Below are 13158 nucleotides of genomic sequence, written 5' to 3'. Positions count from 1 at the left end.
TCAAGGAGCTGCCGGGGAGCACCCCCTGGGCCGGCGGCGGCCGCGACCTGTGGGTGCGCGTCCGCCCGGACGAGACCAGCGGCCGCCGGATCACCTCCGGGTAGGGCCGCCACGCCGCGGGGGCGGGGGCGGGGGCGCAGGTCGGGGGGAGGGGCGGTGACGGCCGGGGCGGGCGGTGGCCGGGACAATGGTGGCGACAATCCCCCGGAAGTACAGAGAAAGCGAACCCCCCACATGGATCTCGGCGTGCGCTGGAAGCTGCACGGTGACGGGCGTACGCCCGCACCGGGAGCGGTCGTCGCTCCGGACGAACGGCTCTCCTGGCCCCGGACGGCGGGGCTCGGCGCCCAGCACGTGGTGGCCATGTTCGGTGCGAGCTTCGTGGCCCCCGTGCTGATGGGGCTCGACCCCAATCTGGCGATCATGATGTCCGGCGTCTCGACCGTCATCTTCCTGCTGGCGACCCGCGGTCGGGTGCCCAGCTACCTCGGCTGCTCGCTGTCCTTCGTCGGCGTGGCCGCGGTGATCCGGGCGCAGGGCGGCACCAGCGCGACGGTCACCGGCGCGGTGTTCGTGGTGGGCGGGGCGCTGTTCCTGGTGGGCCTCGCCGTCCAGCGGTTCGGGGCGCGGATCATCCACGCCGCGATGCCGCCGATCGTCACCGGCGCCGTCGTCATGCTGATCGGCTTCAACCTCGCGCCCGTCACCGCCTCGACGTACTGGCCCCAGGACCAGTGGACGGCGCTGCTGGTGATGCTGTTCACCGGGCTGGCCGTGGTCTGCCTGCGCGGGTTCTGGTCGCGCGTGGCGATCTTCCTCGGGCTGGTCTTCGGGTACGGGATCTCCTGGCTGTTCGACCGGGTCTTCGGGCGGATCCACTCGGCGGACGCGAGCGGGCACCTGACGGACCACTGGCGCCTGGACCTCTCGGGCGTCGGCCGGGCGGACTGGGTCGGCCTGCCCGACTTCCACGGCCCGACCTTCCAGTGGTCCGCGATCCTGGTGGCGCTGCCCGTGGTGATCGCGCTGGTCGCGGAGAACGCGGGGCACGTCAAGGCGGTGGGCGAGATGACCGGCCGGAACCTGGACGACAAGCTGGGTACCGCGATCTCCGCGGACGGCGTCGGCTCGATGCTCTCCACCGTGCTCGGCGGCCCGCCGAACACCACGTACTCGGAGAACATCGGCGTCATGGCCGCCACCCGCGTCTACTCCACCGCCGCCTACTGGGCCGCTGCCGGCTTCGCGCTGCTGTTCGGCATCTGCCCGAAGTTCGGCGCCGTGGTGGCCGCGATCCCCGGTGGGGTGCTCGGCGGCATCACCGTCATCCTGTACGGCATGATCGGGCTGCTCGGCGCGCAGATCTGGACCAACGCGGGGGTGGACCTGCGCAATCCGCTGAACCTGGTGCCGGCCGCCGCGGGCATCATCATCGGCATCGGCAACGTCACCATGAAGTTCACCGACACCTTCAGCCTGAGCGGCATCGCGCTGGGCACCCTGGTCGTCATCACCGGCTACCACGTGCTGCGGGCCCTGGCCCCCGCGCACCTGAAGACCCAGGAGCCGCTGCTGGACGAGGGCACCTCGTCCTACGACGCGGGCGCCGGGGACGGGGCACCGCCGCACACCCGGTAGCGGGCGGGCCACTGCGGCGCGCCCGCGCGGACGGGCGCGCCGCAGTGGCCCCGGCAGGCGGCGGACCTGCCCGAAAGGGCCACGACCGGCCGGACCGCTTGGACAACGGTCCGTCAGGTGGTCAGATGGTCGGATCGCTCCATGCGTCCGGGCCGCCCCCACGGCCGGACGGCCTCCGTTCTCCGCCACTCATCCACCCGGGAGAGGCATGTCCCTTCTGTCCCAGCACCGCAAGACCGCCGTCGGCGCCGCGGCCCTCACCGTGCTCGCGCTCTCCTGCGGCTCGGCCGCCGCCAGCAGCCCGGCCGCCGCGGCGGGCAAGGTCCTCTGGACCCCGAGCACCGCCAAGGGCCCGTCCTCGTTCACCGGAGTCCAGTGCGCGGCGGGCAACTTCGGCGTCGTCAAGGACGCGGCGAAGGGCAGTGTGTGGCGGGCCTTCCAGGCCGCGGGCGAGGAGCGCTGCGAGACGCTCGGCCCCGACCTGAAGGAGGGGGACACCTTCTACCTCGGCTGGTCGTCCAAGGTGGACATCAAGGACGCGAACAGCCGGTACGTCTTCCAGCTGAAGTGCTCGCCGAGCACCGGCACGGCGAACCACCCGATCGAGATCGACGCGACGACCGGGCGGATCCGCCTCCAGGAGTGGGACACCGAGCACGTCGCGCACCAGCTGTGGACCGCGCCGACCGCCAACGACCAGTGGCACTCCTACGCGCTGAAGATCCGTCTCGGCCGCACCGACGGCACCATCGACTTCTGGTTCGACGGCGTGAAGCAGACGTTCACCACCGGCTCGGGCACCTTCAAGGGCACCACCTGGGACGGCACCCGCAACTACCTGAAGTGGGGCTCCTACCACCCGTCCCCGGGGGACGCCACGAACACCTTCACCAGCCCGGTCATGGCGACCACGCTGGAGGCGGCCACCGCGGGTTCGTGAGGACCCGGTGGTCCGGACCCGGGCGCCAGCAGGCCTGCCGCCCGGGGCCGGACCGTCACAGCCGCTCGGGGACGGGGTTGCCGACCGCCTCGATGGCGCGGCGGAGCGGGACCTTCGTCAGCAGGGCGAAGCCGATCACGAAGAACACCAGCAGCGAGACGATCGCCGAGCGGTAGCTGCCGGTGATCTGGTAGGCGAGGCCGAAGACCAGCGGGCCCATCCAGCTGGTGCCGCGGTCGCTGACCTTGTAGAGGCTGAAGTACTCCGCCTCCCGGCCCGCCGGTATGAGGTGGGAGAACAGCGAGCGGGAGAGTGCCTGGCTGCCGCCGAGCACCAGGCCGATCATGCACGCCAGGACGAAGAACCAGGCGGGCTGGTGGGCGGGCATGACGTACCCGAGGGCGAGGGTGACCACCCAGCCGACCAGCGAGCCGAGGACGGTCCGCTTGGCACCGTACCGGCGGGCGATCCGGCCGAGCAGCAGCGCGCCGCCGATCGCGACGATCTGGACCAGGAGCACGGCGGCGACCAATGAGGTCTGGTCCATGCCGAGCTCCTCGCTGCCGTAGAGCGAGGCCTGGGAGACGACGGTCTGGATGCCGTCGTTGTAGCAGAGGAAGGCGCCCAGGTAGAGCAGGGTGAGCGGGTGCTCGCGCATGCCGCGCAGCGTGCGGGCGAGTTCGCGCAGGCTCCCGGCGGTGGGCCGGTCGTCGGGTGCGGCCGCGGCGCGCTCGGGTGCCGCGCCGGCCCGGGACGGCAGCCGCAGCATCGGGACGATGGTGAACAGCGCCCACCACAGGCCGGCCGAGGCCAGGCAGATCCGCACGGCGGTGCCGGAGGACAGGCCGAGCGCGTCGTGGCCCTCGAACAGCGCGAGGTTGGCGACCAGCAGCAGGCCGCCGCCGGCGTAGCCGTACGCCCAGCCCTTGGAGGAGACGGTGTCGCGTTCGTCGGGGGTGGCCAGGGCCGGCAGGTAGGCGTAGGAGAGCGCGACCGACACCGCGTACGCGATGTTGGCGACCACCAGCAGCGCGCCGCCGAGCAGGTAGCGGTCGCCGTCGAGGAAGAACATCCCCATCGTGGCGACCGCGCCGACGTAGGCGGCGCCGCACATCAGCTCCTTGTGCCGCCCGGTGCGGTCCGCGACCGTCCCGGTCAGCAGCATCGCCGCCACCGAGATCAGCACGGAGAAGGAGACCGTGTAGGGGAAGAACGATCCGGCGCGGATCGAGAGGCCGAGCGGGTGCACGTCGCCGGCCGCGTCGGCGGCGTTCTTGGCCACCGAGGTCAGGTACGGCCCGAGGAACACCGTCAGGACGGTGGCCGAGAAGGCGGCGTTCGCCCAGTCGTTGATGTACCAGCCGAACTGCGTCCGGCGCAGGGCCCGGTCGTCGGTGGTGACCGCCTGGCGGTCCGGAAGGTGGGCCGTGGTGCTCATGAGGCTCCTGTCACCGAGCTGGAGCCGGTGCTGCCGTCGGTCCAGCAGCCGCGCTCGCCGAGGACGTCCCGCAGGACGTCGATGCGATCGGCCATGATGCCATCCACCCCGAGGTCGAGGAGAGCCCCGATCCGTGTGGGGTCGTCCACCGTCCAGACGTGCACCGGCAGGCCGAGCCGGTGGGCGGCGCGGACGAAGGCGCGGTCGACGACCGGCACGCCCCGGTGCCGCTCCGGCACCTGCGCGCACACCCCGGCGAACGGCGCCCCGGGGCCCCGCAGCAGCGGCCCGGCCAGCGAGCGCAGCCGCAGCCGGGCCACCTCGCGGGGGCCGAGCGAGGTGGCCAGCCGGGGGCCGGCGGCGGCGCGGACGGCCGAGAGGCGGCTGTCGGAGAAGCCGCCGACGCAGACCCGGTCCCAGGAGTTCGTCCGGCGGACCGCCCCGACCAGCGGTCCGACGGCCGGCATCGCCTTGACGTCGATGTTGAAGCGGGCCTCCGGGAACGCGCCGAGCAGGTCCTCCAGCAGCGGTACCGGTTCGGTGCCGCCGATCCGGGCCTGCCTGACGGTCTCCCAGGGCAGGTCGGCCACCGCGCCGGTGCGGTCGGTGACGCGGTCCAGGCGGGAGTCGTGGAAGGCCACCAGGACGCCGTCGGCGGTGGCGTGCACGTCCGTTTCGAGGTAGCGGTACCCGAGGGCCACGGCGGCCTCGAAGGCCGCGAGCGAGTTCTCCGGACGGCCGAGGTCACCGCCCCGGTGTGCGAAGGCCAGCGGCCCCGGCTGGTCGAGGAAGGGGTGCATGTCGTGCTCCGAGCTCGCTGGGAGGGGCCCGTCGGTCCGGCGCCGCCGGCGCTCGGGCCCGTGCGCGTTACAGTATTACGCACCCTGTCAAGCAGTAATGCCCGCTGGCGTGGTGGGCAGGTCGGGTACCGCTCAGCCGCGCACCCGGCGGGCCCGGAGGTACTCGCGGCCGAGCAGGCGGAGGGCGGCGGGCCTGGGCGGTCCGGCCGAACGGCGCAGCAGGGCCGGGACGTCGGCGCGGGCGGCGGCGCTGGTCAGTTCGTCCAGGCCGATCATGCAGCGGACCATCGGCCGGTGGGCGGGCGGGACGAGGGCGATCAGGGCGGGGCCCTCGGCGAGGGTGCGGTCGACCAGGTCGAGCTGTTCGGTGACCAGCGCCCGGACGGCCGGGAGGTTCTCGCCCCGCTCCAGATCGGCGCGGGTCACCCCGTGCCGGGCCAGGGTCTGCTCGGGGATCGTCAGACGGCCGTCGGCGAGGTCCTCGGCGAGGTCGCTGACGAAGTCCAGACGCTGGCTGGCGTCGATGAAGGTGCGGCAGGCGCTGCGGTAGGCGCTCTGGTCGCCGTCCGGGCCGAGCAGGGTGGCGACGACCATGAACGCGGGCAACGAGTAGGCGTCCAGGTAGCGCTGGTAGTCGGCCTCGGTGGCGAAGCCGGTGAAGTCGAGGTCGGCGACGGCTCCGGCGAGGTGCTCCAGCGCGCGGTCGCGCAGGGCTGGGTGCGCGGCGACGGTGTTCAGCAGCGGCCGCAGCTCGGGGTCGTCGGTCCGGCCGGCGGCGAGGCTGTCGGCGACCTCCCCTTCCCAGCGCGCGTACGCCGCCTTCCGGCCGTCCAGCGGGCCGCTGTCGAGCAGGGTGTCGGTGCGGTGCATGTAGGCGGTGGCCGCGATGACGTGCGGCACGAGCCGGGCGGGCAGCAGGTGCCGGGCGGCCAGGACGGCCTCCGGCTTGTACCGCGTCACCTGCCGGCGCTGCCGGCCGTAGTCCTCGCGCAGCCCGCGGTCGGCCACCCCGGCCGCGTCCAGTGCCCTGTCCCAGCCGCCCACGTGTCGCCCTCTTCCTTGATCTCCGACCCACCGAGCCTAGAGGGTGCACCCGGGGCCCTCGGCAGCGAGCGGCTCGCTACGGCGCGGAAGCCGGGGTGCGCCGAAGCCGCCGGCTTCGAGGCCGGACGGGGACGCAAGATCCTGGTGAGCCCATCACGCCGATTGCCGGCCCGGTTCTGACCGTCTGGAGGCCCCGGCAGCCCCGGCAGCCCCGGCAGCCCCGGCAGCCCCGGAAGCCCCGGAAGCCCCGGAGGCCCCGGAGGGCCCGTCAGGCCGCGTGGTCCACGGCGGTGGGTCCGCCCCGGGGGAAGGCAGGGTCAGCACGGCCTACGGCCCGACCCGCCCACCGGTTCACCTGCCCGGGAAAGTGGTTTGCCGGGTGCGGCGTCCGGTGGGTAGCGTCGCCGTCCATGAGGCAGACCCCGATCCTGCGCACCGAGCGGCTGCTCCTCGACCGCTACGTCCCCGAGGACGAGGAGGCCTTCGTGGCCCTGTTCCAGGACGCGCGGGTGTCGCGGTGGATGGGCGACGGCCCCGCCTCCGAGGAGGAGGACCGGGCCCTGTTCGGGCGGATCTTCACCAAGGTCTACGCGCAGGACCTCTTCGACGTCTGGGCCGTCCGCCGGGACGGCGCGTTGATCGGGCACGCCGAGATCAAGCCGACCGACGCGGTCGGGGGCCACGAGATCGTCTACGCGCTGGCTCCGGCGGCGTGGGGGTCCGGGCTGGGCACGGAGTTGGCCCGGTCCCTCGTGGGCCACGGCTTCGGCACCCTCGGGCTGCCCGAGGTGCACGCCACGGTGGCCGCGCCGAACAGCGCCTCGCTGACCCTGCTGACCAGGATCGGCTTCGCACACGTCCGGGACATCCAGGAGGACGACGGCAGCACCACCCGCGTGCTGACCGCCCGCCCGGCTGTCGGACCGGAGTCCGGCCGCCGGTGAGGCCGGACGGGCCGCTGTCCCGTCGAAAACGCCTGGGAGCCCGGCGCCTCCCGCGCGTAGGGTGCCCCGGTGGAGATCACCTACCGACGTTCCCTGCCCGACCGGCCCGCCGAGACGGACGCGCTGGTCGCCTTCCTCGGCGGCCACGACTGGCCGTTCCACAGCACCGCCCGGGTCCACGCCGACCAGGCTCGCCGGTGGGTGGCGGACGGCCTGTTCGACGGCCCGCGGACCCGGACGTTCTGGATCACCGCCGACGGCCGGGACGTCGGCCTGATCCGCCTGGAGGACCTGGGCGACGAGACCCCGGTGTTCGACCTGAGGCTCGCCGCACCGCACCGCGGCCAGGGTCTCGGCAGCCGGGCACTGGACTGGCTGACGCGCTATCTGTTCGACGAGTTCCCGCAGGTGAACCGTGTCGAGGGAACCACCCGCCGGGACAACCTGGCCATGCGTCGCACGTTCCTGCGCTGCGGCTACGTCAAGGAGGCGCACTACCGGGAGGCCTGGCCCGCGGGCGACGGCCCGGCTCACGACAGCGTCGGGTACGCCGTCCTGCGCCGTGACTGGCTCGCGGGCACCGCCACACCGGTGCGGTGGGACGACGAACCGGACCTCACCCGCCCGCGGTCATGACCGGCCCCCCGACTGAAGCCGTCGGCGCGTCAACTCAGTGGTGGGATGGGCGCATTGCCATCGAATGCGAACGGGGCCGGCGGGGACGACGGAAGGTCGTCTCCGCCGGCCCCGTTCGTGCGGGTCGCCGTGCCGGTGCTGGTCAGAGCGCGGACGCGGCGGCCTTCTGCGCGGTCTCCCGGGGCGCCGCGGTGGTCGCGGGCTTCGGGGCGAGGAGCCGTTCGGCGAGGTGGCCGAAGACCAGGCCGAAGGTGGCCCAGAGGGTGAGCTGGATGGCGAGCGCCGAGATCCGGAACTGCCAGAGCAGGGTGGCCGAGAAGTCCTCGGGCACCTCGTTGATCGCGGGCAGGAGGACGTAGGCGAGGCCGACGGCCTCCCCGAAGCCCAGCACGCCGACGACGGTGGCGTACCAGTTGCCCAGGCGCGGGGCGAGACGCTTGCCGACGATCACCGCGGCGACCGCCAACAGCACACTGAGCGCCATCATCAGGAAGTACAGCGTGGTGCGTTGGCCGATCGTCTCCGGGTCGCCCACCGACGGCGGGTTGGCCGGGTACTTGAGAAACGGCACCACGTACACGGCGAGCAGCGCGACCCCGGACAGCAGGGCCGCGGTCGCCCGCGGGGTGAAGCGGCCGACCCGGCCGAGGGCGAAGCTGTAGGCGAGGGCGGCTGTCCCGCCGAAGGACACGCCGTAGACGAGGACACCGGTCGCCAGCCCGGCGGTGGACTGCAGGGCACGGCTGACGATCTCCACCTCCATGCCGTGGTCGGCGCCGTGGGCGGCGTGCGCCTCCTCGTAGGCGATGGCGGCGTCCACCCGGGGCTCGCCGAGCAGGTAGGCGACGAGCAGGGCGAGCAGACCGGCGGCGAGGCCGGCCAGCATGCCGCGGACGAGCAGGGATCTGACGGTCGCTGAGTTCACGGTTCGGTTCCCCTCGGTCAGTGGCAGGGGAAACCGAGCAGGTGGCGACCGTCGTGCACCCATTCGTGCACGTCCTCGCCGGAGATGAGGGAGGTGGCACCCTGTTCGGCGCCGACGAAGTAGAGCAGTGCCATCAGCAGGATGCCGAAGAAGACGGCCCAGGGCAGGATCGCCCTGACCGAGATGGGGGTGATGGCCGGTGTGGCACTGGCAGCGGGGGCGATGGGGTGAGCCATGGCCGACCTCCTTTGGGAACACGCGTCCCGTTCGGTGGAGCACGGACGACGGGGGCGGGTCTGACTCGCCGGGGCCCGTACGTACTCCAGGCTCCGGATTCACAGTGGCGCGACCGTGCCGGCTTCTCACCGGTCTTCCACACACCGTCGTCTTCAGTTGTCGCAGGGACGGTACCGTGTCGCGGGAGCGCCGCCAAGGGCGTTGCGGGGGTGATGGGCGCGCGGACCGGCGCGAGCGCGCGAGCGGGCTTCCGTCCGTATGCGTGCGACAGTGCGGTTCCGGGCAGGGAGGACGTCGGGTGACGGTACGGGTGATGTTGGTCGCACCGGTGATCGGGTCCGAGCTGCGCTCGGCCCGCTTCGGCGACGACGGCCCGCCGGACGAGGCGGCCCTGGCCGCCGCCCGTACCGCGGCCTGCGCCCTGCCGGCACCGGCCCGGGCCTTCACCTCGCCCGCGCCGCGCTGCCGCCGGACGGCCGAGGCGCTCGGCCTCGGCGCCGAGCCGGCTCCGCACCTGGCCGACCTGGACGTCGGGGCCTGGCGGGGCCGTAGCCTCGACGAGGTCGCCGCCACCGACCCGGCGGCGCTCGCCGCCTGGATGTCGGACCCGGCCGCGGCGCCGCACGGCGGGGAGTCGGTCGCCGCCCTGGTCACCCGGGTCGGCGGCTGGCTGGACGGGCGGGCCGGGGACGCCGGCCGGGTGCTGGTGGTGGCCGAGCCCGCGGTGGTCCGGGCCGCGGTGGTGCACGCGCTCGGCCTGCCCCCGGCGGTCTTCTGGCGGCTCGACGTCCGTCCGTTGTCGGTCACCGAACTGTCCGGGCGCGCGGGGCGGTGGAACCTGCGCTGCGGCCGGGACCTCGGGTAGGGCCGGGCGCCGACGGCGGGCCGGCCCGGGCGCGGCTCACATGTGGGCGCTGATCCGGCCGCCGGTGCTGAGCACGATGTACACGCCGTTGGCGACGGCGCCGTCGTCCTGCTGGTTGGCCTCCAGGGTGCCGACCTCCTCGTTCCCCATGCCGAGGATCTGCGCGCGGTAGTGCAGCTCGCCGACCTTGGTGACCTTCGCCGTCCAGTCGCCCGCGAGCTTGAAGGTGCCCGGCCCCTGCTGCGCGCCGCCCATCCAGGAGTGGACCTGGCCGTCCATCGAGAGCACGACGAACATGTCGTTGGCGTCCAGCCCGGTGTCGCTGTTGTTCGTCTCCAGCGTGGCCAGGACCGAGCCGCGGCTGACGATCTTGGCGCGGTAGTTCTGGTTGCCGAGGTCCTGGATCTCGGCGGTGCTGCCGTCCACCAGGGTCTGGGTGTGGCCGGGCGACGTCGCCTTGGGCGGTACGGCCGGCGGGGTCGTCGGGCGCGCGGTGGGCGTGGTGGTCGGCTTCGCGGTGCCGGGCGCGGTGCTCGGTGCGGTGCTCGGCGCGGCGGTGCCGGTCGAGCCGGGGGTACCGGTCGCGCCGGGCGCCCCCGTCGCGGCGGTGGTCGGCGCGGCGGTGCCGGCGGCGGTGCCGGGGGAGGAGGAGCAGGCCGTCGCGGCGGACACCAGCAGGGCGGTGGTCAGGACCGTGCCGGCCAGCGAGCGGACGGCGGACGCGCGGCGGGTCGTCTTGAGGGACATCCGGGTTCTCCCGTGCAAGTAAGGGTGAGGACGGGCACGTTGTCCGCTCCCTCCCTGGTGGGGGCCGGGCTGCGGCGGTGCTGTGCATGATCGAAGGTAGTACGAACAGTCGACGGAATGGATCATTCCGTGTCACCGGACTGCTACGGGCGCCGCCCGCTCGGTGGGGATGTTCCGGCCGGTCGAGAACCTGGAGGTTCGGATGCGTGATCCCGCCCGGCGCCGTGACCTGGCGGCTCCAGGGGAACCTCGGCGGCGAGACCCCCGTCGACCCCGTACGGGGCCCGCTGGCCGTCGGCGGGCTGCACGGCGAGCGGGCGGGCTACATGCTGCCGGGCTACCCGACCAAGGACTGGACCCCCACCCGGCTGCCCGCCAGCGACACCACCCCGGGGGTCTCCTGGTACACCACCACGGTGCCGCTCGACCTGCCCGCCGGGCAGGACACCTCGCTCGGCCTGACCCTCACCGACGACCCGTCCCGCCGGTACCGGGCCGAGATCTTCGTCAACGGCTGGCACCTGGGCAAGGGGCTACGAGCCCTGACCCGTACCACCCGAGCCCCGCGCCCCCTCGGCCGTGACCACTCAGAGCGGCCCGCCGTCCGCGCGCGGTACGCGCGGGCCGCGGAACGGCAGCGTCCGGCTCAGGACGAGGTTGGTGGTCGTGCTCCCCAGCTGGGCCAGCGCGTCAACGACTCCCTCCAGATGGCCCATCGACGTGGTCGCCACCTTCAGGACGTAGCAGTCGTCCCCGGTGGTGCGCAGGCACTCCAGGATCTCCGGACGCTCGCCGACCAGCCGGCGCAGCGGCTCGTGCCGCGTCCCCGGCCCCGGGTACTTCAGCCGGACGACCGCCAGCACCGGATGCCCCGTCCGCTCCAGGTCCACCTCGGCGCGGTAACCGGTGATCACCCCGGCCGTTTCCAGTCGCCGGACCCGTTCCGTCGTCGCCGACGCGCTCAGGTTCACCCGGCGGGCCAGCTCCGTGAAGGGCAGCCGGCCGTCCTGCTGGAGCTCGGTCAGGATGGCCCAGTCCGTCGCGTCGAGAGTCTCGGTCATCTCCTCAGATTACCGGTGAATCCACGGCTGGAGCCCCCCTGAACAGGCAGGAATCCCTTCTGACGGCCGGTCCGGCCTGGCTAGCCTGTGCGGTGTGAAGATCGGAATCAACGTCCCCAACTTCGGCCCGGGCACCGACCCGGGAGTCCTGCGCGACTGGGCCCGGACGGTGGAAGACCTGGGCTTCGACCTGCTGATGGTCTCGGACCACGTGGCCGTCACGCCCGATGTCGCCGAGCGCTACCCCGCCCCCTTCTACGAGCCGTTCACCACGCTGTCCTGGCTGGCCGGTGTCACCGGCCGGGTCCGGCTCGGCACGACCGTCCTCATCGCCCCGTACCGGCACCCGCTGCTCGTCGCCCGGATGGCGGCCAACCTGAACGATCTGAGCGGCGGCCGGCTGGTCCTCGGCGTGGGGGTGGGCTGGGCCCGGCAGGAGTTCGCCGCCCTCGGGGTCCCGTTCGAGCGGCGGGGGCGGCTGACCGACGCCCACCTGGCGGACCTCAGGGCGGCCTGGACGGACACCGCCTCCTACGGGACCGCGCGCATCCCGCTCTGGGTCGGCGGCAACAGCGAGGCGGGCCTGCGCCGCGCGGTGCGGTTCGCGGACGCCTGGCACCCGCTGCGCTGCACCCTGCCGATGCTGCGCGGATCCGTGGCCCGGCTGGGGGAGCTCGCCGCCGAAGAGCGGCGCCCCGTCCCCGCCTTCGCCCCCCGGATCGCGCTCCGGCTCACCGCGGAGCCGGTCACCGGACCGGAGCGGCTCGCCGGCGAGGGCACGATCGAGCAGGTCATGGCCGACCTCGACCGGCTCCGGCTGCTGGGCGCCGACACCGTCGTCCTCGACCCCTACCACGGCGACCCGCGCGAGACCCGCCGTCCGCAGGCGGCCTGGCAGGCACTCGCCGCCGTGGCCGCGCACATCCAGCCCCCTCTCACCCCTACGGAGCAGTCATGACCGTCCCCGACGACCACACCCTCCTCCGGCGGGCGATCGCGCTCGCGGCCGAGGCCCGCGCGAGCGGCAACCCGCCGTTCGGATCGCTGCTGGCCGGCCCGGACGGCGCGGTGCTCGCGGAGGAGCGGAACACGACCCGCACCGAGCGGGACATCACCGCGCACCCCGAACTGAAGCTGGCGCGCTGGGCCGCACGGGAGTTGGACGCGGCCACGGCGGCGGCGACCACGATGTACACCAGCTGCCAGCCGTGTTCCATGTGCGAGGCGGCCGTCCAGCAGGCGGGGCTGCGGCGGGTCGTGTTCGCCCTGTCGAACGATCAGCTCCTGGGCATCCGGCCGGGCAGTGGCCGGCCGCCCGTCCCGCAGGAGGGTCCGGCCCTGTACGACGAGGTGCGGGCGGTGGTCGCGGGCTACTACCACTGACCGTCAGGACCGCGGCCCGGCGGCCCTGGTGGGCCCGGGCCGGTGTCCCAGGGCGGTGCGGGCCCGGGTGGTGCACTGGTCCCGGGACACAGGCAGGACCACGGCCTCATGCCCTCGCCCCGGCGGATTCCTACCGTGGGAGCACGCGGTGGGGTGCTCGGCCCGGGAGACCGGAGAGCGCCCCGCGCGGAGCGGGCCGGGAGCCTTCCGGTCCGTCGCTTCTGCAGCGAACTACGGGAGTTCCCAGATGAGTTGGAACCAATTCACGCTCTCCTCGGCCGGCAGCGCGTCGGTGTCGAGCAGGGTCGCCGCGGTCTCCCGGATCCCCGGGAGCATGGAGCTCTGGTGGGTCGCCCAGGACGGCTCGGTCCAGGGCGCGTACTGGTACGACGGGTCGCCGTGGCGGCGCTACGAGCTGGCGCCGGCCGGCAGCGCCTCCGTCAACGGTGGCATCGCGGCGGTCTCGCGGATCCCGGGCAGCATGGAGGTCTTCTTCGTCG

14 protein-coding genes and 2 pseudogenes are annotated in these 13158 nt (G+C 73.7%); 9 read left to right on the top strand and 7 right to left on the bottom strand.

All coding sequences use genetic code 11. The features are described 5' to 3' along the window. Positions 1-234: 234 nt before the first annotated feature. Both ACZ34W_RS34305 and ACZ34W_RS34300 read left to right on the top strand, forming a co-directional pair. The gene (locus tag ACZ34W_RS34305) at positions 235-1638 is read left to right on the top strand and encodes a uracil-xanthine permease family protein (RefSeq protein WP_465609768.1); all 1404 of its coding nucleotides are present in this window, start codon (positions 235-237) and stop codon (positions 1636-1638) included. A gap of 208 nt (positions 1639-1846) precedes the next feature. Beyond that, a complete protein-coding gene (locus ACZ34W_RS34300) occupies positions 1847-2578 on the top strand; it encodes a heparin lyase I family protein (RefSeq protein ID WP_465609766.1) in 732 nt (243 codons plus the stop codon). A gap of 55 nt (positions 2579-2633) precedes the next feature. Here the strand turns inward: ACZ34W_RS34300 and ACZ34W_RS34295 are convergent, their stop codons facing one another. From ACZ34W_RS34295 to ACZ34W_RS34285, 3 genes are all read right to left on the bottom strand, one after another. Then, positions 2634-4016, bottom strand: coding sequence for an MFS transporter (locus ACZ34W_RS34295; protein WP_465609764.1), 1383 nt, complete (start codon positions 4014-4016; stop codon positions 2634-2636). Then, a complete protein-coding gene (locus tag ACZ34W_RS34290) occupies positions 4013-4816 on the bottom strand; it encodes a glycerophosphodiester phosphodiesterase (protein WP_465609762.1) in 804 nt (267 codons plus the stop codon). Before ACZ34W_RS34290 ends, ACZ34W_RS34295 begins: the two co-directional genes overlap by 4 nt. 132 nt (positions 4817-4948) lie before the next feature. Next, positions 4949-5860, bottom strand: coding sequence for a phytoene/squalene synthase family protein (locus ACZ34W_RS34285; RefSeq protein WP_465609760.1), 912 nt, complete (start codon positions 5858-5860; stop codon positions 4949-4951). 410 nt (positions 5861-6270) lie between these two features. Here ACZ34W_RS34285 and ACZ34W_RS34280 point away from each other — a divergent pair, with 410 nt between their 5' ends. Both ACZ34W_RS34280 and ACZ34W_RS34275 read left to right on the top strand, forming a co-directional pair. Further along, positions 6271-6804, top strand: a complete 534-nt coding sequence (locus tag ACZ34W_RS34280) for a GNAT family N-acetyltransferase (RefSeq protein WP_465609758.1) — start codon at positions 6271-6273, stop codon at positions 6802-6804. Between the two features lie 69 nt (positions 6805-6873). Continuing rightward, complete coding sequence (locus ACZ34W_RS34275; RefSeq protein ID WP_465609756.1) at positions 6874-7440, top strand: GNAT family N-acetyltransferase; 567 nt, start codon at positions 6874-6876, stop codon at positions 7438-7440. 142 nt (positions 7441-7582) lie between these two features. On the opposite strand, the gene ACZ34W_RS34270 is transcribed toward ACZ34W_RS34275, so the two are convergent. Together ACZ34W_RS34270 and ACZ34W_RS34265 are read right to left on the bottom strand one after the other, a co-directional pair. Further along, on the bottom strand, positions 7583-8365 hold the full coding sequence (locus ACZ34W_RS34270) for a CbtA family protein (protein WP_465609754.1): 783 nt from the start codon (positions 8363-8365) through the stop codon (positions 7583-7585). 17 nt (positions 8366-8382) lie between these two features. Then, positions 8383-8601 carry a CbtB domain-containing protein gene (locus ACZ34W_RS34265; RefSeq protein ID WP_329485533.1) on the bottom strand — a complete coding sequence of 73 codons (219 nt, stop codon included), beginning with the start codon at positions 8599-8601 and terminating at the stop codon, positions 8383-8385. A 314-nt stretch (positions 8602-8915) separates the two neighbouring features. Here ACZ34W_RS34265 and ACZ34W_RS34260 point away from each other — a divergent pair, with 314 nt between their 5' ends. Further along, entirely contained in the window at positions 8916-9467 is a 552-nt protein-coding gene (locus tag ACZ34W_RS34260; RefSeq protein WP_465609751.1) for a histidine phosphatase family protein, read from the top strand. Positions 9468-9503: 36 nt separating this feature from the next. Here the strand turns inward: ACZ34W_RS34260 and ACZ34W_RS34255 are convergent, their stop codons facing one another. Then, entirely contained in the window at positions 9504-10214 is a 711-nt protein-coding gene (locus tag ACZ34W_RS34255; RefSeq protein ID WP_465609750.1) for a hypothetical protein, read from the bottom strand. 86 nt (positions 10215-10300) lie between these two features. On the opposite strand from ACZ34W_RS34255, the pseudogene ACZ34W_RS34250 reads away from it, so the two are divergent. Continuing rightward, a pseudogene (locus ACZ34W_RS34250) lies at positions 10301-10699 on the top strand (beta galactosidase jelly roll domain-containing protein); the annotation flags it as partial. A 102-nt stretch (positions 10700-10801) separates the two neighbouring features. Here ACZ34W_RS34250 and ACZ34W_RS34245 read toward each other — a convergent pair. Continuing rightward, positions 10802-11275 carry an Lrp/AsnC family transcriptional regulator gene (locus ACZ34W_RS34245; RefSeq protein WP_465609748.1) on the bottom strand — a complete coding sequence of 158 codons (474 nt, stop codon included), beginning with the start codon at positions 11273-11275 and terminating at the stop codon, positions 10802-10804. Positions 11276-11369: 94 nt separating this feature from the next. On the opposite strand from ACZ34W_RS34245, the gene ACZ34W_RS34240 reads away from it, so the two are divergent. The 3 genes and pseudogenes from ACZ34W_RS34240 to ACZ34W_RS34230 form a co-directional block, all read left to right on the top strand. Beyond that, a complete protein-coding gene (locus ACZ34W_RS34240) occupies positions 11370-12233 on the top strand; it encodes an LLM class flavin-dependent oxidoreductase (protein WP_465609746.1) in 864 nt (287 codons plus the stop codon). Beyond that, a complete protein-coding gene (locus tag ACZ34W_RS34235) occupies positions 12230-12658 on the top strand; it encodes a nucleoside deaminase (protein WP_329485527.1) in 429 nt (142 codons plus the stop codon). The genes ACZ34W_RS34240 and ACZ34W_RS34235 overlap by 4 nt, the downstream gene beginning before the upstream one ends. Positions 12659-12905: 247 nt before the next feature. Then, positions 12906-13158: pseudogene (locus ACZ34W_RS34230) on the top strand (PLL family lectin); the annotation flags it as partial.

The sequence above is a fragment of the Kitasatospora sp. NPDC022856 genome (assembly GCF_055561235.1).
The sequence above is the reverse complement of the archived record's forward strand: the minus strand, read 5'-3'. Positions and strand labels throughout refer to the sequence as shown.